Below are 18643 nucleotides of genomic sequence, written 5' to 3'. Positions count from 1 at the left end.
ACAAAGTCGTGTGCAAATTATATGTCATCCATGCCCGGGGAATATCCATTTCATGCGTAGCGCGCAAACGTGCGCGCCTGCGCATGCGCATGCGCTACAGTAGCGCCATGCCCACATTGCCCCCCCTCCGCTCTTGCCTCATCCTGCCGCTAGTCTTATTGGCGCTCAACGCCTGCTCCACGCAGATCGAACTGCGCACGGCGGCGCAGCAGGAACAGTTCGCGCGGGAAGCGGCCAGCCAGGGCGACTGGACGCAAGCCATGCGCAGCTACGAGGCAGCCGTCGAAAATGTAGAACTGGGCCGTGGCGACCTCGCCTGGCAGGAGCGGCTGCATCACCAGGCGGGACGCGCCGCCAGCGCGGCCTGCCGCTACGACGCGGCCGAATTTCATTTCCGCGAAGCCATTGCGCTGGCAAAGCGCAGCAAAACATCGAGCGCCCTCAGCTACAGGGCGCTAATCGACCAGTATGAACGCCAGGGCAAGAGGGCGGAAGCGGAAGCCGTGCGCGATGAACTGGGCTGGCACAGGAGGGGGCTGATGGCCTTCGTTGCTGAGTTCGAATCGCTGCCGGTGGGCAAGCCTTGCGGAGTTCCTCGATAAACCTCGCACGCACCTTGCTGGCCGCCTGCGCCCTCTGCGCCGCCATGGCACCGGCGCGCGCCGTCGAACCACCGCTGCCATCATGAAAAGCTGGCGTGTTTGGCGGCACCGCCGTCACGCCCGCCTATCCCGGCGCCAGCGAACGCTCGACGCGCCGCCGGCCCTTCCCTATCTGATTTAGCGTGGCAAAGGATGACGCGCCGACCGCTCCGGCGTGGGCGCGCGCCTGCTCGACACGGAGCGATTCGATGTCGATATCGGTTTTGCGCAGTCCTTGCCGGCCATGGCGCCACGTTCGAGCCACGCCTCGTGTATGCGCTGCAAGGCGAACAGCAGGCATGGCATGTCGATGCCAGCGCCGGTGCCGTACTGGGCAATGCCGCCATCAACGATGACTTTTATGGCGTCAGCCCCGCATTTGCCACCGGTCAGCGCCCGGCGTATGCGGCGAAGAGCGGGCTGATGCTCACGTGCCTGGGCCTGGGCGGTTCCTACCGGCTGCAGCCGGACTGGCGCGCCTTTGCTTTTTTGCGCTATGACAACTACACAGGCGCCGCCAACAGCGCCACCACCCTGCTGCGCCAGAACAGTGGCACCTCGGCCGGCATCGGTCTGCTGTGGACGTGGCAACGCTCGGACAACCTGCCAGACATGCTGGCTATCCGGGCAATAAAAAACCCTGCTAATCAATGATTTGCAGGGTTTTTTGACACTCCATGCCCAGCCATGGGCATGGGCATGGGCATGCGAATAGCGTCGGGAGGAGCTTAGACGTTGAACAAGAAGTTCAGCACGTCGCCATCTTTAACCACGTATTCCTTGCCTTCGGCGCGCATCTTGCCCGCTTCCTTGGCGCCCGCTTCACCCTTGTAGGCGATGAAGTCGTCATAGGCGATGGTTTGCGCGCGGATGAAGCCGCGTTCGAAGTCGGTGTGGATCACGCCGGCCGCTTGCGGTGCCGTGTCGCCCACATGGATGGTCCAGGCGCGTACTTCCTTCACGCCAGCGGTGAAGTAAGTTTGCAGACCCAGCAGCTTGTAGGCGCCGCGGATCAGGCGGTCCAGGCCCGGCTCTTCCATGCCCATGTCTGCCAGGAAAGCGCCCTTGTCGGCATCGTCCAGGTCGGCGATTTCCGCTTCCAGCGCCGCGCAGATGGCGACGATAGGGGCATTTTGCGATTGCGCGTAGGCCGTCAGCTGGTCCAGCAACGGGTTGTTGGTAAAGCCCGTGTCCGACACGTTGGCGACGAACATGGCTGGCTTGGCCGTGATCAGGCACAAAGGCTTGATCAGTTCCATTTCGTCGGCATCGAGGCCCATGGCGCGCACCGGCTTGGCATCGTTCAGGTAAGGCATCATGCGTTCCATGATGGCCAGCAGCTTGGCCGCGTCCTTGTCGCCCGAGCGGGCTTTCTTGTTTTCGCGGTGGATGGCTTTTTCCACGGTGCCCATGTCGGCCAGCGCCAGTTCGGTCTGGATGACTTCGATATCGTCGAGCGGGTTGATCTTGCCGGCCACGTGGATGACGTTGTCATCTTCAAAACAGCGCACAACGTTGACGATGGCGTCCGTTTCGCGGATATGCGACAGGAACTGGTTGCCCAGGCCCTCACCCTTCGACGCGCCCGCCACCAGGCCGGCGATGTCGACGAATTCCACGATGGCATTGACCATGCGTTCCGGCTTGACGATGGCGGCCAGCGCATCCATGCGTGGATCCGGCACTTCAACGACACCGACGTTCGGCTCGATGGTGCAGAACGGATAGTTCTCAGCCGGGATGCCGGCTTTCGTCAGTGCATTGAACAGGGTGGACTTGCCGACGTTCGGCAAGCCGACGATACCGCATTGGAGACTCATGGAAAACCTTTAATAATCAAAGCACATGGCGCCGTCTATCGGCGTGCTTGCCGTGCTGTTAGGGAAAACGGAGCGATGATTCGCCATTTTCCGGGGATAGTGCGTGTGCTGCATTTCAAGGGGTCAATTGTACCCGTGTCGCGCGCGCTTCAAAAGCCCGATGATGGGTAAATGACGCCAAAACAGCCGTATCGTGACGCCATCAGGCCCTACTCTCAAGCCGTATGCAACTTCATCGTCGCTGCCTCGAACTTGCCTTCGACGATCTGCGGCATCACCTGCAAGGATTTGTCGATGGCTTGCTCGATCAGCTCCTGGTCTTCGCGGCGCGGACGGTGCAGCACGAAGTCGGCCACCTGCTGCTGCAGGCTGAGGGTGCGCGGGTGGCCGATGCCCAGGCGCAAGCGCCAGTAATCCTGCGTGCCCAGCGCGGCCGTGATGTCTTTCAAGCCATTGTGGCCACCGGCCGAGCCACCTTTTTTCAGGCGCGCAATACCGGGCATCAGATCGAGCTCGTCGTGCACCACCAGCACTTCATCGGCGGCGATCTTGAAGAAGCGCGCCAGCGCGCCCACGGACTGGCCCGAGCGGTTCATGAAGGTCAGCGGTTCGAGCAGCCAGACTTCGTTGCCGCCGATGGAAGTCTTAGCCAGCATGGCGTTGTAGCGCGAATCGCGCTGCAAGCGCGTGCCGGGCAAGCTGTTGGCAAGATTATCCACCAGCCAGAAACCGGCATTGTGACGGGTTTGTTCGTATTCGGGTCCCGGGTTGCCGAGGCCGACGATCAGGCGTATGGGCATGGCTGTGTCTGCAGTGAAAAAGAAAACATTATCGGTGAAAACAGGCAGAAAAAAACCCGCGCGGCGAACCTGGCGGGTTTTTCCTTGCAACTACCGCATTGCTGCGGCGGCAAAATTACTTCTTGTCGGCGTCAACAGCAGCGGCTGCTTCAGCTTCAGCAGCAACGTGGCCAGCCGGTACCGAAGCGGTAGCGATGGTCAGGTTGGCGCCGTGGGTGACAGCGGTCACGCCAGCTGGCAGGACCAGGTCGCCGATGTGCAACGAGTGACCGACGTCGATGTTCGACAGGTCAACGTTGATGAATTCTGGCAGTTGGCCTGGCAGGCACGAAACTTCGATTTCGTTGGCTACGTGGCTGATGGTCGCGCCATGCAGTTTGACTGCTGGGGAAACGTCAGCGTTGATGAAGTGCAGAGCAACTTTCACGTGGATAGCTTGCTTAGCGTCAACGCGCTGGAAGTCAGCGTGCAGAACCAGTTGTTTGTATGCGTGGACTTGGAAGTCGCGCAACAGAACTTGCTGGGAAACGCCGTCGATTTCCAGGTCCAGGATCGACGAGTGGAACACTTCTTTTTTCAACGCGTGGTACAGGGCGTTGTGATCCAGCGAGATCAGCACAGGGGCTTCAGCGCCACCGTAGACGATACCAGGGGTTTGGCCGGAAATGCGCAGGCGGCGGCTCGCTCCGGAACCTTGCAATTCGCGTTTAAATGCGATAACTTTCATGTGAAACTCCAAGAAGAACAAGGCTTGCGCCTTGTGTTATGAAGATTCCCGCGACCAGGAATCTTCGGAAATGGGCGCAAATGCACCCCGAAAACTAAAACACTGCGGCGCAACAGGCAAAAAGCCGGTCGCGCCGCAGGCATTACGTCTGTTGCTGCTTTTACCGAATTAATCGATGAACAGCGAGATGACGGAGTCACCCTTGATGATGCGCTTGAACGTCTCGGCCAGCAGCGGCGCGCACGTCAGTTGACGGATCTTGCCGCAGGCCAGGGCCGCTTCGGACAGGGGGATCGTGTCAGTCACGACCAGCTCATCGAGTGGCGAAGCCGAAATACGGTCGATCGCCGGGCCGGACAGTACCGCGTGCGTGCAATACGCCACGACTTTTTTCGCGCCGCGTTCTTTGAGCACTTCGGCAGCCTTGGTCAGGGTGCCAGCCGTGTCGACCATGTCATCCATGATCACGCAGTTGCGGCCTTCGACTTCACCGATGATGTTCATCACTTCGGACACGTTCGCTTTTGGACGACGCTTGTCGATGATGGCCAGGTCGCAGCCCAGGCGTTTTGCCAGGGCGCGCGCACGTACCACACCGCCGACGTCCGGCGACACCACCAGCAAATCCTGGTAGTTTTTCTTTTGCAGGTCACCCAGCAAAATTGGCGAAGCGTAAATATTGTCGACTGGGATATCGAAGAAACCTTGAATCTGGTCAGCGTGCAAGTCCATGATCAGGACGCGCTCGACACCGGCTTCTTCCAGCATGTTCGCCACCACCTTGGCCGAAATCGCCACACGCGCGGAGCGCGGACGACGATCTTGGCGGGCGTAGCCGAAGTAAGGAATCGCGGCGGTGATGCGGCCAGCGGAAGCACGTTTCAAGGCATCAACCATCAGCATGATTTCCATCAGGCTGTCGTTGGTTGGAGCACAGGTGGATTGCAAAACAAAAACATCCTTGCCGCGCACGTTTTCGTTAATCTCGACCATTACTTCGCCGTCGGAGAATTTCGAAACGTTTGCTTTACCGAGAGGAATGCCGAGGTTTTTTGCGACCCCCTCTGCCAACGCTGGATTCGCGTTGCCGGTAAAAACCATCAGGTTTTCGTAAGCCATGGGAGTCCCAAGAGGTGATATAGAAGTCTTGAAAAGCACTAACCGGGCATAGGCCCGGTCAGTCATTGTTTAGAATATGCCGCGTGGCGACATATCTGCTTTTTCCCGCACTGGACGCTGACTTCGCATCGACAGACTACGGTGAAATGGTGGCAGGGGAAGAAGGATTCGAACCTTCGCATGCTGGAATCAAAATCCAGTGCCTTAACCAGCTTGGCGATTCCCCTACGTTACTGACTGCTTGCCGTCATGTTGGCCAGTATTATACCGACTATTTGACGCGAAGCAAAATCTTTTTTTGCTGCTTACTTTGCTTTACAACACCGTGAACATTGGGTGCCGATTCAGCGCTTTTGCCTTCCAGGCGATCCAGACTGGTGGCACATTGCTGAGCACCGCATCCGCTTCTTCCTGACTGCCAAACGCACTAAAAACACAAGCACCGGAACCAGTCATCCTGGCCTCACCGTAAGCACTCAGCCATTCTACCGCATCTGCTACCGGCTTGAAAAGACTGCATGCTACTTGCTGTAAATCATTCTTACCAAACCCGCCCGCATCGTTTCCTTCTGCGAGGTGCCTGGAAAAGTCCGCTATTGTGACGGGTTCGGTATTTCTCGTCAAGCCTTCCGCGCAAAAAATTGCAGCGGTGGGCACTTGCACGCCCGGCTCGATCACCACATACCAGCATTCTGGCGTGGCGACGGGCTGCAAGGCCTCTCCCACGCCTTCGGCAAAGGCATTCTCGCCAAAGATGAAAAACGGGATATCGGCGCCCAGCGGCAAGCCCAGCGCCATCAATTCCTCGCGCGTCAGCCCCGCTTGCCACAAACGGTTCAGCGCCATCAGCGCCGTGGCCGCGTCGGACGAACCGCCTCCCAGGCCACCGCCCATGGGCAACACCTTGTCGATGGCGATATCGACGCCGCGCGGCAAGGCGCCCGTGCGGCGCAGCACTTCGGCCTGCAGCAGCCTGGCGGCGCGGATGATCAGGTCCTGCTCTTCCGGCACGCCGGCCAGCGCCGTCACGCGGACAATCGCCGTATCGTCGCGCAGCGCGAAGTGCAAGGTGTCGCCATGGTCGAGCAATTGGAATACCGTCTGCAGCAGATGATAGCCATCCGCGCGGCGGCCGTTGACGTGTAGAAATAAGTTCAGCTTGGCCGGGGCCGAGCAATGGTTCAGAGTCGTCAGTGTCATGGTGCAGGTGCGGAAGGGGCAGGATCGAGCACGATGCGCAGCGATACGGCATCGGCCTGCGCGCTGGCATTGCGTTCGGCATCGATACGCCGCGGTTGGGGCAAGGCGCCCGGTGTATTTTCGCCCGCATTTTGCCCTACTTCTTGCCACGACACATAGCGCAAACGCCAGCCGTCTTTGGTGGTCACGCTGTCGTTGGCGGGCGAAGCGACGAAGCGCTTGCCATCGGTGCCCACGGCATAGCCTTGCAGCCAGTCGCGCAAGCCCGACACAGGCAAGGACCAGCCCAGCATCTGCGCGCTCAGGGTATCGACATCGGGCGCGCTGCGCGGCGCCTTGCCGCTTTGCGTCAATACGGCCTGCTGCGGCGTGACGACGATCGTGGCCAGGGTGCTGCCGACGGGCGAATACAGCGTCACATCCGTGCGCGCGGCCGTCTGCTGCCAGTTGAAATTGACGGTCGCCGATTCAGGCTTGTCATCCTTCTGGTACACGACGTTCAAGCGCCCCGTCAGCTCCACCTGTTCGCGGTACGGGGCGACGGCAGCGCCCGATGGCGCGGCGCCGGAAGAAAAGGGGGAAGTCAGGGTCGAGCAGGCCGAGAGGGCCAGGCAGACGAGCGTGAGGGGGAAGAGTTTTTTTAACATGGTAATTTTTATAAACCCAACGGCAGATGCTGGGGTCAGTCCCTGCGGGATCTGACCCCGGTATTTGCCCTTGGGTTAACATTCATAGACTGACATTCAGGCGCGCCAGGGTGCTTTTCAGCGCCTCGTTTTTCGGGTCCTTGCTTTGCGCATCGCGCCACAGTTTTTGCGCTTCATCCTTGTCGCCCTTCTGCCACAACACTTCGCCCAGGTGGACGGCGATTTCCGGATCACTGCGCACGGCATAGGCGCGACGGAGCGCGTTTTCCGCGGCGGCCAGGTCGCCCATGCGGAACTGCACCCAGCCCATGCTGTCCATGATGAACGGGTCGCCCGGCGCCATCTGCAAGGCTTTTTCGATCAGCGCATGGGCTTCCTGCAGGCGAATGCCCCGTTCGGCCAGCGAGTAGCCCAGGGCGTTATACGCATGCTGATTGTCGGGCGCCAGCGCCATCACGCGGCGCAGGCTGGCCTCCATCAGTTCGAGTTTATCCAGGCGCTCGGCCAGCAAGGCGTAGTCGTACAGCAGTTCCGGATTGTCGGGGAAGCGCAGCAGCGCGTTTTCCAGCACCGTATAGGCGCTTTGCACATAGCCGGCGTCGCGCAGGAATTGTGCGTCGACCAGCAGCACCTGCGCCTGGCTTGCCGGATCGTCCGTTTCGATTTCCGTCAGCGCCTTGCGGGCCGCATCGAGATTGCCGCCACGGGCGATCAGCTGGGCGCGGCGCAAGCGCGCCTCGACATAGCCGCTTGATGCACTGTTGTCGACCTTGTCCAGCCAGGCGATAGCGCCGGCCGTATCGCCGCGCGTCTCGGCGATCTGCGACAAAATCATCAGTGCCTTAAACGGATCGCGCGTGTCGCCAGGGGATTTTTCGAGCACGGCCAGGAAGCGCTTGAAGTACTGCTCGGCGCCCTTCGTGTCTTCCAGCTGCAGCGCCACGATGCCCAGCGCATACAGGCCGCCCACGTTATCGGGCTGGCTTTTCAGCAGCAGCAGGAATTGATCGCGCGCCGGCTCCAGTTGTTTTTGCTCGACCAGCAGGCGCGCATACGCGCCGCGCACTTCGACGGCGTCCGGATTCTTTTGCAGGAAAGTGGCCAGCACCTTGCCTGCCGCTTCGGGTTCGCCCGTCACCTGCGCCAGGGTCAGCGCGGCCAGCTCGGAGTTCGGCTTGATCGCCAGCGCCTTGTTCGCTTCGCCGATGGCGCGCTCACGCTCGCCGATCGACAGGGCGCCCTGCGCCAGCACCAGGTGCGCTTCGAACATATCCAGGTAAGGCTGCACCAGACGCGTCACCATCGAGTAGGCATACAGCTTGTCATTCGAGCGCGACAGGATCTGCTGCATCTGGAACAGGGCCACGCCGCGCGCGCCGCCTGGCGCATTAGCCAGGCGCTCGGCGAAGATCGGTTCCGCTTCTTCGATCTTGTCCGTCAACACGACGAAGCCGAGGAAGAACTGCGTCGCCTCGTCCGAGTCGGGCGCCAGCTCGCGCCACAGGCGGATGGCCGCCAGTGCTTCGCCGCCCTGCTTGGCAGCCAGCGCCATTTCGGAAGCGCGGCGCGCCAGGCGCGGGTCGCGCGTCTGCTGCGCCGCCACCATCATCGTCACGTACGGCCCCTGCCACTGGCCGCTCTTGAATTCCATTTCAGCCTTGGTCAGCTTGTACAGCAAGTCGCTGCTCAATTCGACCTTCGGCAGCTCGTCGCCGCCGGCCCCCTCCTTGGAGGTGGCGTCCGGCTCCTGCGGCGCGGCGGGCGCGGCCGTGGAGGCGCCGGCCGCGGCATTAGCGGGGGCGACAGGCGTCTGTGCCATGGCATGCGTGGCCATCAGGGCGGACAAGGTTACAATGGCGAAAGCGTTTTTCAAAGGCTGATCCTGGCTAAACGGCAAAGTTTGATTCTACGCCCAACGCGGCTATCGCGTACTTCACGTATGTAACGAAATATATACGTCGTGGCGGCATGGCGTGCCCGGGCCAGCCATCCGTCGGCAAGCTGCCAGTTTTTACCCGCTTTTCAACCATTCGAGTCCTATGCCAGAATTGCCAGAAGTCGAAGTCACACGGCGCGGTGTCGCGCCCCACATCGAGGGCCGCGCCGTGCGCGCCGTCGTGCTGCGCCGCGACGGCCTGCGCTGGCCCTTCCCCCCGGCACTGGGCGAACAATTGTCGGGGCAAACCATCGGCCTGACGGGGCGGCGCGGTAAATACCTGCTGATCCACTTCCGCCACGGCACGCTGATCATCCACTTGGGCATGTCGGGCCATTTGCGCGTGCTGCCGACGGGGACGGAGGCGCAAAAGCACGATCATTTCGACCTTGTCGTGGAAGATGCGGACGGCGGCAGCCAGGTGCTGCGCATGACGGACCCGCGCCGCTTCGGCGCCGTGCTGTGGCACGACGAGGCCGACGGCCCGCTGGATGGCCACGCGCTGCTGCGCGGCCTGGGTACGGAACCGCTGGAAGGCGGCTTCACGGGCCAGCTGCTGTTCGAAAAAACACGCAACAAGGGCACCAATATCAAGCAGGTACTGATGGCGGGCGACATCGTCGTCGGCGTGGGCAATATCTATTGTTCCGAGAGCCTGTTTCGGGCGGGGATCAACCCGAAGACGCCGGCCCGACGCATCGGCCTGGCGCGCTATGAGAAACTGGCACAGGCGATCCGCGACGTACTGGCCGAAGCCATCGTGCAAGGCGGCAGCACCTTGCGCGACTTCATCGGCGTAAACGGCCAGTCCGGCTACTTCCAGCAGACGTATTTCACGTACAACCGCACGGGCAAGCCATGTCGCGTATGCGGCGCGCCGATCCGGCAAATCGTGCAGGGACAGCGTTCCACGTTTTACTGCGTGAATTGCCAAAAATAGCTGTCAAAAGTAAGCACACTCACCGAGGGAGTCAGATGGTCAGGGACCTGGAACAATACAGCGCATGGCGCCAGGATGTGCTGGCGGCCTTGCAGGCATACCGGCAAGCCGCCAGCGCGGCGGGCCTGGTCGACGGCGCTTCCGCGCTGCGCCTGGCGCGCTGTGTGTCCCGCCTGACTGACGACCGCCTGTCCGTGGCCTTCGTGGCGGAATTCTCGCGCGGCAAATCCGAGCTGATCAACGCCATCTTCTTTGCCGGTTACGGCCAGCGCATCCTGCCCTCGGGCGCGGGCCGCACCACCATGTGCCCCACCGAGCTGCTGTACGACGCCACCTGGCAGCCATCGATCCGGCTGCTGCCCATCGAGACGCGCGCGCAGAACCTGTCGACCAGCGACTACCGCGAGCTGCCCGCCGCCTGGACCGTCCTGCCCCTGAACATCGATGCGGGCGGCGACATGCAGGAAGCCCTGCGCCAGGTCAGCCTGACGAAAAAAGTCAGCGTGGAAGAAGCAGCGCGCTACGGCCTGTACGACGCCGAAGACGCGGATGCCCCCGCCATGCTCGACGAGGACGGCCAGGTGGAAATCTCCATGTGGCGCCACGCCATCATCAACTTCCCCCATCCGCTGCTGAAACAGGGCCTCGTCATCCTCGACACGCCGGGCCTGAACGCCATCGGCACGGAACCGGAACTGACCTTGAACCTGATTCCGAATGCGCACGCGGTGCTGTTCATCCTGGCCGCCGACACGGGTGTCACGCGCAGCGACATCGAGGTTTGGCGCAACCATATCGGCGCGGGCGCCGGCCGCCTGGTGGTGCTCAACAAGATCGACAGCATGTGGGATGAATTGCGCGGCGACCTGGAGGTGGCGCAGGCGATCGAGCGCCAGCAGGCCAGCGTGGCGCATCTCCTGGCCCTGGACGCTGGCCAGGTGTTTCCCGTGTCGGCGCAAAAGGCCCTGGTGGGCAAGATCAACCACGATGCGGCGCTGCTGGAAAAAAGCCGCCTGCAGGCGCTGGAGACGGCCCTGTTCGAGGAGCTGATCCCCGCGCGCAAGGACATCATCCGGCGCCAGCTGGCGTTCGACCTGGACGCCATCGAAGCGGCGCAGCAGGTGCAGGCGGCGGCCCGCGCGCGCGGCATCGCCGAGCAGCTGCACGAGTTGCACAGCCTGCGCGGCAAGAACCAGAGCGTGATCGCCCACATGATGCGGCGCATCGATATCGAAAAGAAGGAATTCGACAGCAGCCTGTTCAAGCTGCAGGCGACGCGCGCCGTATTTACCCGCCTGTCGACGGAACTCTATACGAGCCTGGGCATGGACATCGTGCGCGACGATATCGATGACGTGCGCGCCGCCATGCAGCGCAGCCGCTTTTTCACGGGCCTGCGCGAAGCCGTGCGCCAGTATTTCGAACGCATCGCCCAGAACCTGGACCGCTCGGAAGGCAAGACGGCCGAGATCACGGAGATGATGAATGTGATGTACCGCAAATTCGCCACCGAACATGGCCTGGCGCTGGCCTTGCCGATGCCTTTTTCACTGGCCCGCTACCGCCAGGAGATCGCCGATATCGAAGCCGTCTACCATAAACAGTTCGGCACGGCGACCCTGCTGACCACCAGCCGGGTCGTGCTGATGGAGAAATTCTTCGACACCATCGCCTCGCGCGTGCGCCGCAGTTTCACCAACGCCAACGACGACGCCAGCGCCTGGCTGAAAGTCATCATGGCGCCGCTCGAAGCGCAGATCGTCGAGTACAAGGAACAGCTGAAACTGCGCTTTGCCTCGATCCAGCGCATCCACGACGCCACCGGCAGCCTGGAACAGAAGATCGCCGGCTTCGAAGCCAGCCTGGCGGCGCTCGAACGCGACAAGGCGCAACTGGCGCAATTGCTGGCTGCCTTGCGCATCGCCAGCGCAACATAACACCACACTGGAATCCTGCATGAAACGTCTGCTGCATCCGCTCTCGCCCGCCCCGGGCGCGGCACCTTTGGAAGACTATATCGACCCGACTTTTTCCGCCACCGTCATCGCCTGGCAAAAGCAGCATGGCCGCCACGCGCTGCCATGGCAAAACACGCGCGACGCCTACCTGATCTGGCTGTCCGAAATCATGCTGCAGCAAACGCAGGTGACGGCCGTGCTGGGCTACTACGCGCGCTTCCTCGAACGCTTCCCCACCCTGCGCGATTTGGCGGAAGCACCGGTGGAAGACGTGATGGCGCAATGGAGCGGCCTCGGTTACTACACGCGGGCGCGCAACCTGCACAAATGCGCGCAGCGCGTGGTGGCCGAATACGACGGCGTCTTCCCCAGCGACCCGGCCCTGCTGGCCGAGCTGCCCGGCATCGGCCGCTCGACGGCCGCCGCCATCTCCGCGTTTTCCAGCGGCACGCGGGCGGCCATCATGGACGGCAACGTCAAGCGCGTCTTCGCGCGCACCTTCGGCATCGATGCCTATCCCGGCGAAAAGCGGGTCGAGGAAGCCATGTGGCGCCGCGCCGAAGCGCTACTCCCGGAGACTGGCATCGAAGCTTACACGCAGGGCTTGATGGACTTCGGCGCCACCCTGTGCACGCGCAGCAGCCCCGATTGCGGCCGCTGCCCGCTGCAACCGCGCTGCGTGGCTTACGCCACGGGCCGCACCAAGGATTTACCGGTGCGAAAACCGAAGAAAACCAGCCCGGAAAAGCACGCCGTCATGCTGCTCATCGTCGACAACGGCCAGGTGCTGCTGGAACAGCGCCCGGGCTCCGGCATCTGGGGTGGCTTGCTGTCGCTGCCCGAACTCGATGGCCATGTACTGGCCGGTGAAGGCTCACCGCGAGAGATAGACCAGCAGGCGCTGGCACGCGTCGTGGCGCCGTTCGGCGAGATCGAGACGCAGGAACGGCTGCTGCCCATCGTGCATGTATTTACCCACTACAAACTGCACATCGTCCCCTGCCGGATCACCCTGGCGCGCCGCCTGGCGCTGGCCGGGGAAGCCACCCACGTCTGGTACGACGGCGCGAAAATTGCAAACGCACCGCTGCCCGCACCCATCAAGAAACTGCTGCTGGACCTGTTCGGCGATGCGCGCGCAGCGCAGCGCAGCATGTTCTAGTGCGCAGGCTGGTCGCATTGACGCTGGCGGCGCTGTGCCTGCACGGCGCGCAAGCGGCTGACGAGCTGCCAGAGGTCCGCATTGGCGTGCTGGCCTACAAGGGCAGCGACGCCGTGCAGCAGGACTGGTCATACGTGACGCGCCACCTGCAAGCCAGCGTTCCCGGCATCCGCTTCGTGCTGGCCGACTACGACCAGGCGGGCCTGACGCGCGCCGTGCAGTCGCAATCGATCGCCTTTGCCATCACCAGCAGCGGTCATTACGTGGCGCTGGAACACAGCGATGGTGCTAGCCGCATCGCCACGCTCGAATCGCCATGGACGGACTCGCCGCGCCAGGCCATCGGCTCGGCCATCGTCGTGCGCAATGCATCGCCGCTGCACGACCTGGCCGACCTGGCGGGCAAGAACGTGATGGCGGTGGCGCCCGATGCGTTTGGCGGCTACCAGATCGCCGCGCGCGAACTGCTGGAAGCGGGTATCGATCCCGCGCACGATTTTGCCAGCCTGCGCTATAGCGGTTTCCCGTCGCAGCAAATCGTCGAAGCCGTGCGGTCCGGGCGCATGGATGCCGGCATCGTGCGCACCTGTTTGCTGGAACAGATGGTGGCGCGCGGGGAAGTGCGCGCCGAGGAACTGCGCGTGATCACCACGCGCCCGATTCCCGGTTTTCGCTGTGCCAGCTCGTCGCGGCTGTATCCGGACTGGCCCTTCGTGGCCCTGCGCCAGACGCCGCCGGCGCTGGCGAAAAAAGTGGCGCTGGCCCTGCTGGCCATGCCGCGCACCAGTGGGGGCTACAGCTGGACGGTGCCAAGCGATTACCAGATCGTCGATGAGCTGTTCCGCGAATTGCGCATCGGCCCCTACGCCTACCTGAACAAACTGACATTCGAGACGGCACTGCGCCGCTACTGGGGCTGGATGCTGCTGGTACTGGCCTTGCTGGTGGCCTGGGCCGTGCATACGGTGCGCGTGGAATACCTGGTCAGCCGGCGCACGGAGCAACTACGTGCCGCCCAGCACCAGCAGCGCGCACTGGAAGAACAGGTGCGCCAGCGCCAGGCCACGCTCGACCACACGGCGCGCCTGGCCATCCTGGGCGAGATGGCCAGCGCCATCGCGCACGAATTGAACCAGCCGCTGGCGGCCATCGGCAATTTCGCGCGCGGCATGGCGCGCCGCATCGCAGCGGGCCGGCTGGACGCGGCGCCACTGCTCGACGGCGCGCAGGAAATCGCCACGCAGAGCGAGCGCGCGGGAGCCATCATCCGCCACATTCGCGCGATGGCGCAAAAGCGTCCCGCACACAGCACCCCCTTCGCCCTGGCCGACGCCGTGGAGCAAGCCGTGGCGCTGTTCCGCGCGGCCCATCCGCAAGCCAATATCAGCTGGCGCCACGACGCTGGCAGTCCGGACCCTCGCGTGCTGGCCGACCCGCAGCAAGTGCAGCAGGTGCTCCTGAATTTGCTCAAGAATGCGCTCGATGCGCAGGTGGAGAACGACAATCCCGGGCACGCCATCGGCGTGCTACTGCACCGGGAAAACGGCGCCTGCACGGTCGCCGTGCGCGACGCCGGCTGCGGCCTGCAAGCAGCGCAGATGGCACGCCTGTTCGAACCTTTTTTTACCACCAAGGCAGAAGGCCTGGGCCTGGGCATGTCGCTCAGTAAAAGCATCATCGAATCGTTCGGCGGCAGCCTGTCGGCGCACGCCAATGCCGATGCGCCGGGCTTGACGGTCTGGTTCCGCCTGCCCGAAGATACCGGCATAAAAGCAAACAAGGAAACACCATGAATGAAAGCGATGCGATTATCTTTGTCGTCGACGACGACGCCGCCATGCGCCGCTCGCTGGCCTATCTGTTCGATTCGGCCGGCTGGCAAGTGGAGACGTTTGAATCGGCGCGCGATTTCCTGCAGCGCTATGATGGCCATGCACCGGGCTGCTTGCTGCTCGACGTGCGCATGCCCCTGATGAGCGGACTGGAGCTGCAGCAGGAACTGTCGCGTCACGCCATCTCCCTGCCCGTGATCTTCCTCAGTGGCCACGGCGACCTGGCCATGGCCGTGCAAACGATGAAAGCCGGCGCCTGCGATTTTCTGGAAAAGCCCTGCAAAGACCAGGTGCTGCTGGACGCCGTCTCGCGCGCCGTGGCCCGCAGCGTGGAAGAAAGCCGCAGCGCCGCGAGCGCGAATACGGCGCAATCGGCGCTGGCCAGGCTCACTGCGCGCGAGCACGAAGTGGCGCTGCTGATGGCCGAAGGCAAAGCCTCGAAAGTCATCGCCCGCGAGCTGGGCATCAGCGACAAGACGGTGCAGGTGCACCGCCATAACACGATGGAAAAACTGGGCCTGCATTCAGCAGCCGAGGTAGCCCGGCTGCTGATGGCCAGCGGGGAGATTTAGCCGGGGTCAGACCCGCCGGGTCTGACCCCAGCCGTTACGACCTTGGGGTAAAAGGTTCGAGTCTGCTTCTCAACGAATAATCCGCGCCGGCAGTCCTTGCCGCACCGACGTGCCCGAGACGGGATCGACAAACACGTTCTTGTCACCGCGGCTCGGGTCCGTCAATCCCAGGTCGTTCAAGTTGATGCCCGCGCCGATGGCCGGCTCGTCGGGCTGGCGCGACTTGCCGATACGGTGGGCGCGCGCACCATGCTCCTTGTGGCCGAATCCGTGTTCGACGGCGATCACGCCCCGCTGCACGCCATGACGCAGCATCACTGTGGCCCTGGCCCTGCCGCCAGGCGTTTCCAGAACAATTTCATCGCCATTTTCCAGCTTCAAACGCGCCGCATCGTCGGGATGCACGGCAACCGGGTTGTCAGGATGGATGCCGCGCAAGCGCCGCGCGCCGATGCTGTAGGAGTTCTGCAGCGCTGATTTAAAACTGATCAACTCGAATGGCCACTCGCTGGTCGGGTAGGCCTTGCGCACGGGCGTGCCGTCGGCAAACGCCGCCACTCTCCAGGCGGGCGTACCGGGGAAGCGTTTGCCGCTCAAGCTGTTCTTGCTCACGCCCAGGCCCTCGTTGTACAGCATCATGGGCTTCAGATAGCGGTGCGTGGACCAGTCCTGCGGATACGGCGTCTCATCGGCCACCGGGGCAGGAGCCACGGGCACCTTGGCATTCGCCGGCGGCGGCAGGCGCAGGCCGAACATCTCGCCATAGCTCTGGTAGCGCCCTCCCCGCGCCAGCATGAAGGCCACCTTGCGCCATTCTTCCGGCTTCAAGGTGCGCTCCAGTTCGGGACGGATGCGCGCCACGCCGGAAAGCTCGATGTCGTCGTCGCTCGCTTCCGGCACGGCCGTCTTGCCCTGCCAGGCGATGTTGGCGCCGCCGCGCAGATACCAGTCTTCCGCGCGCTGCAGGGGGAAGCGCTGGCCATCCATGTCTTGCAAGGCCTCGGGCCCGAAGCCGGGCAAGGCCATCGTGTTGGCCAGCGCAATGAAGAACGATTCCATGCAGATGGTCTGGCCATCCGGCGTTTTCTGCACGCGCGGTTCGACCACGGGCCAGCGCGCCGTGCTCATTTTGACGGGCATGCCACCCCAGGCGCCGGCCCAGCCCCAGCTTTCATACAGCAAGGTATCGGGCAGCAGGTAGTCGGCAAACGCCGAGCTTTCATTTATGAAGGGGTCGATGGCGACGATCAGGGGAATCTTCTTCGGATCGGCCAGCTCCTTGCCGATCTGCGCGCGCAAACCCGTGATGCCGTACACAGGATTGCAGCTCCACAGGATCAGCGCCTTCAAGGTGTACGGGTAGCCGTTCATGGCACTGGTGAGCCATTCGGTCGCCAGCGCGGGCGCGTTCGGATACCACGGCGCCCTGGCCGGATACGGCTTGCCCGCTTCCTTCTTCAGCTTGAATTCCGAGGTTTTTTCATAGGGCACATTGCGCCCGATCGGCATGCCCGCCGCCTTGATCTCGCCGTCGAAACTCTCGAGGTTATAGCGCGGACCGGGCCCCGCATCCTTGAAGCTGCCGCCATTGACCAGCGTGCCGCCCTTGCGGTTCAAATTGCCGATCAGGGTATTGAGCATGACCAGCGCATACGCGTTATAGAAACCGGCGCCCGACATCATGCCGCCATGCGCATTGACGGCCGCGCGCTTGCCATGGCTGGTGAGTTCCCGCGCCAGCCCTTCGATGATGTCGCGCGGGATGCCGCAGGCGGCCGCGTATTCATCCATGCTGTGGCGCTGCGCTTCCTCGTTCAGCATCGTCATGGCCGTCTTCAGGCGCAGCGGCACGCCTGCCACTTCCAGCGGGCCGTCGAAGAACAGCCGTCCCTCGCCCTTGGCGGCGTTGTGCGGCACGATGGCTTGCGTGGCAGCGTCGATCACGCAGAAGGCGTCGCCATCCTTGTAGCGCTCTTCTTCCGCCAGCTCCACCGCGCCGATGTCGGACGCGCGCAGGTAGCGGCCGTCGCGCGGATGGCCTTTCTCATTGATGATCAAATGCGTGGCATTGCACCAGGCGGCCTCGCCCGCCGCCTCCGCCACCTTCAGATTCGGCTGCGCGAGGAAATGACGGTCATAGCGTTCCTGCTCAATGATCCAGCGGATCATCGCCATGGCCAGCGCGCCATCCGTGCCCGGCTTGATCGGTACCCAGCGGCTGCGGTCGCCCGCTGCCAGGCTGTCCGCATTCGTCAGCACGGGGTCGACGACGACATAGCTGAAATCGCGCTTGCCCGAGCGGGCTTTCGCTATGAGCGTGCCCTGGCGCTTGAACGGGTTGCCAGCATTGCCCGGCGCCGTGCCCACAAAAATGCAAAATTCCGTATTTTCCAGGTCCACTTTCGCATGCGGCATTTTCTTCATGTCGCCGAACATGGCGCCCGAGCCGCTGCGGTAAGCGCCGCCACAATACGAGCCGTGGTTGACCAAATTCAAACTGCCGTACGACTGCTTGAAAAAGCGCGTACCGAACGCCAGGCGGCCGTCGTCCGTGCTGCACATCAGGCCCACCTGGTTGACTTGCGGGCCCAGTTCCGGCTGCGCCGGATCGATGGGCTTTTCCAGCTCGCGCAAGGCGCGCAAGCCCTGCACGTGACCTTCGCCAAACAAGTCACCGCCTTCCGTCACTTCCTTCACCAGCTGATCGAAGGCGATCGGCTCCCACTGGCCGCCGCCGCGCGGTCCCACGCGTTTCATGGGCGCCAGCACGCGAAACGGCGACTCCATCTGCTCCAGCACGCCATTGCCGCGACCGCAAGCGGTCGAGCGGCCTTTCAAGCCCTTTTCCTGGAAACGCGAGAGCGACACAAAGCTGTCGCGGATCGAGGTTTGATATGGCAGCGCCGGGTCGGCCGACATGGGACTGTAGGGATTGCCCGCCACGCGCAACACCTTGCCGCTTTTCTTGTCGAGGCGCACGCGCACGCCGCAAAACGTGGTGCAGCCCATGCACATGGTGTAGCTGACTTGCTGGTCCGGGTTGACCGTCAATTTCCCCGTGGCCGTGTCGACGGAAAACTCGGGCGGCAGAGAATTACCGTGCAGTTTCTGCACAGGCTTGTCTTGACCCAGCGCGTGGTCGACCATGCGGCCTGCCGTGGTGGAAAAGCTGGCGGCAAACGCGGCCAGGCCGCCGCCGATGGCGCCGTAGCGTAGCAGCTTGCGGCGCTTTTCGTTTTCGTCGTCAGGGCCGTCGTTGTTTGCGTTGTTGTGTACTTGATCGTTCATC

General features: G+C 62.9%; 15 protein-coding genes and 1 tRNA gene. 7 read left to right on the top strand and 9 right to left on the bottom strand.

Annotated elements, in window-relative coordinates:
- The first annotated feature begins 107 nt into the window (after positions 1–107).
- Together ACQ4WN_RS18705 and ACQ4WN_RS18700 are read left to right on the top strand one after the other, a co-directional pair.
- On the top strand, positions 108–602 hold the full coding sequence (locus ACQ4WN_RS18705; RefSeq protein ID WP_436552876.1) for a hypothetical protein: 495 nt from the start codon (positions 108–110) through the stop codon (positions 600–602).
- 192 nt (positions 603–794) lie between these two features.
- Positions 795–1295 (top strand): MipA/OmpV family protein, encoded by a 501-nt coding sequence (locus tag ACQ4WN_RS18700; protein WP_436552875.1) that lies wholly within the window; start codon positions 795–797, stop codon positions 1293–1295.
- A gap of 74 nt (positions 1296–1369) precedes the next feature.
- On the opposite strand, the gene ychF is transcribed toward ACQ4WN_RS18700, so the two are convergent.
- From ychF to ACQ4WN_RS18660, 8 genes are all read right to left on the bottom strand, one after another.
- Entirely contained in the window at positions 1370–2461 is a 1092-nt protein-coding gene (gene ychF, locus ACQ4WN_RS18695) for a redox-regulated ATPase YchF (protein ID WP_034778348.1), read from the bottom strand.
- Positions 2462–2676: 215 nt separating this feature from the next.
- Positions 2677–3261 (bottom strand): aminoacyl-tRNA hydrolase, encoded by a 585-nt coding sequence (gene pth / locus ACQ4WN_RS18690; RefSeq protein ID WP_034753275.1) that lies wholly within the window; start codon positions 3259–3261, stop codon positions 2677–2679.
- A 115-nt stretch (positions 3262–3376) separates the two neighbouring features.
- The gene (locus ACQ4WN_RS18685; protein WP_101483612.1) at positions 3377–3988 is read right to left on the bottom strand and encodes a 50S ribosomal protein L25/general stress protein Ctc; all 612 of its coding nucleotides are present in this window, start codon (positions 3986–3988) and stop codon (positions 3377–3379) included.
- Between the two features lie 168 nt (positions 3989–4156).
- The gene (locus ACQ4WN_RS18680; RefSeq protein ID WP_034753270.1) at positions 4157–5107 is read right to left on the bottom strand and encodes a ribose-phosphate pyrophosphokinase; all 951 of its coding nucleotides are present in this window, start codon (positions 5105–5107) and stop codon (positions 4157–4159) included.
- A 150-nt stretch (positions 5108–5257) separates the two neighbouring features.
- Positions 5258–5334, bottom strand: a tRNA-Gln gene (locus tag ACQ4WN_RS18675).
- Between the two features lie 88 nt (positions 5335–5422).
- The gene (gene ispE / locus ACQ4WN_RS18670) at positions 5423–6307 is read right to left on the bottom strand and encodes a 4-(cytidine 5'-diphospho)-2-C-methyl-D-erythritol kinase (RefSeq protein WP_436552874.1); all 885 of its coding nucleotides are present in this window, start codon (positions 6305–6307) and stop codon (positions 5423–5425) included.
- Positions 6304–6954: an outer membrane lipoprotein LolB gene (locus tag ACQ4WN_RS18665; protein WP_436552873.1), complete on the bottom strand. Its 651-nt coding sequence runs from the start codon at positions 6952–6954 to the stop codon at positions 6304–6306. The genes ispE and ACQ4WN_RS18665 overlap by 4 nt, the downstream gene beginning before the upstream one ends.
- 82 nt (positions 6955–7036) lie before the next feature.
- The gene (locus tag ACQ4WN_RS18660) at positions 7037–8827 is read right to left on the bottom strand and encodes a tetratricopeptide repeat protein (protein WP_436552872.1); all 1791 of its coding nucleotides are present in this window, start codon (positions 8825–8827) and stop codon (positions 7037–7039) included.
- A 166-nt stretch (positions 8828–8993) separates the two neighbouring features.
- On the opposite strand from ACQ4WN_RS18660, the gene mutM reads away from it, so the two are divergent.
- Genes mutM through ACQ4WN_RS18635 form a run of 5 tightly spaced genes read left to right on the top strand, consistent with a single transcriptional unit; the run spans position 8994 to position 15354 of the window.
- A complete protein-coding gene (gene mutM / locus ACQ4WN_RS18655; RefSeq protein ID WP_436552871.1) occupies positions 8994–9830 on the top strand; it encodes a bifunctional DNA-formamidopyrimidine glycosylase/DNA-(apurinic or apyrimidinic site) lyase in 837 nt (278 codons plus the stop codon).
- Between the two features lie 35 nt (positions 9831–9865).
- A complete protein-coding gene (locus ACQ4WN_RS18650) occupies positions 9866–11767 on the top strand; it encodes a dynamin family protein (protein ID WP_436552870.1) in 1902 nt (633 codons plus the stop codon).
- A 19-nt stretch (positions 11768–11786) separates the two neighbouring features.
- Positions 11787–12950 (top strand): A/G-specific adenine glycosylase, encoded by a 1164-nt coding sequence (gene mutY / locus ACQ4WN_RS18645; protein WP_436552869.1) that lies wholly within the window; start codon positions 11787–11789, stop codon positions 12948–12950.
- Positions 12950–14743 (top strand): sensor histidine kinase, encoded by a 1794-nt coding sequence (locus ACQ4WN_RS18640; protein ID WP_436552868.1) that lies wholly within the window; start codon positions 12950–12952, stop codon positions 14741–14743. The genes mutY and ACQ4WN_RS18640 overlap by 1 nt, the downstream gene beginning before the upstream one ends.
- Entirely contained in the window at positions 14740–15354 is a 615-nt protein-coding gene (locus ACQ4WN_RS18635) for a response regulator transcription factor (protein ID WP_436552867.1), read from the top strand. Before ACQ4WN_RS18640 ends, ACQ4WN_RS18635 begins: the two co-directional genes overlap by 4 nt.
- Before the next feature lie 69 nt (positions 15355–15423).
- On the opposite strand, the gene ACQ4WN_RS18630 is transcribed toward ACQ4WN_RS18635, so the two are convergent.
- Positions 15424–18642 carry a molybdopterin dinucleotide binding domain-containing protein gene (locus tag ACQ4WN_RS18630; RefSeq protein WP_436552866.1) on the bottom strand — a complete coding sequence of 1073 codons (3219 nt, stop codon included), beginning with the start codon at positions 18640–18642 and terminating at the stop codon, positions 15424–15426.
- Position 18643 lies beyond the last annotated feature (1 nt).

Origin of the sequence: Janthinobacterium pasteuri (assembly GCF_051380775.1) — a bacterium.
In the GTDB taxonomy this organism is placed as follows: Bacteria; Pseudomonadota; Gammaproteobacteria; order Burkholderiales; family Burkholderiaceae_D; genus Janthinobacterium.
This window is presented reverse-complemented; position numbering and strand designations above follow the sequence as displayed.

Bases quoted from the DNA above. Each gene is read 5' to 3' on its own strand.
- ACQ4WN_RS18705 (WP_436552876.1), top strand. From the start codon at position 108: ATGCCCACATTGCCCCCCCTCCGCTCTTGCCTCATCCTGCCGCTAGTC.
- ACQ4WN_RS18700 (WP_436552875.1), top strand. From the start codon at position 795: ATGACGCGCCGACCGCTCCGGCGTGGGCGCGCGCCTGCTCGACACGGA.
- ychF (WP_034778348.1), bottom strand. From the start codon at position 2,461: ATGAGTCTCCAATGCGGTATCGTCGGCTTGCCGAACGTCGGCAAGTCC.
- pth (WP_034753275.1), bottom strand. From the start codon at position 3,261: ATGCCCATACGCCTGATCGTCGGCCTCGGCAACCCGGGACCCGAATAC.
- ACQ4WN_RS18685 (WP_101483612.1), bottom strand. From the start codon at position 3,988: ATGAAAGTTATCGCATTTAAACGCGAATTGCAAGGTTCCGGAGCGAGC.
- ACQ4WN_RS18680 (WP_034753270.1), bottom strand. From the start codon at position 5,107: ATGGCTTACGAAAACCTGATGGTTTTTACCGGCAACGCGAATCCAGCG.
- ispE (WP_436552874.1), bottom strand. From the start codon at position 6,307: ATGACACTGACGACTCTGAACCATTGCTCGGCCCCGGCCAAGCTGAAC.
- ACQ4WN_RS18665 (WP_436552873.1), bottom strand. From the start codon at position 6,954: ATGTTAAAAAAACTCTTCCCCCTCACGCTCGTCTGCCTGGCCCTCTCG.
- mutM (WP_436552871.1), top strand. From the start codon at position 8,994: ATGCCAGAATTGCCAGAAGTCGAAGTCACACGGCGCGGTGTCGCGCCC.
- ACQ4WN_RS18650 (WP_436552870.1), top strand. From the start codon at position 9,866: ATGGTCAGGGACCTGGAACAATACAGCGCATGGCGCCAGGATGTGCTG.
- mutY (WP_436552869.1), top strand. From the start codon at position 11,787: ATGAAACGTCTGCTGCATCCGCTCTCGCCCGCCCCGGGCGCGGCACCT.
- ACQ4WN_RS18635 (WP_436552867.1), top strand. From the start codon at position 14,740: ATGAATGAAAGCGATGCGATTATCTTTGTCGTCGACGACGACGCCGCC.
- ACQ4WN_RS18630 (WP_436552866.1), bottom strand. From the start codon at position 18,642: ATGAACGATCAAGTACACAACAACGCAAACAACGACGGCCCTGACGAC.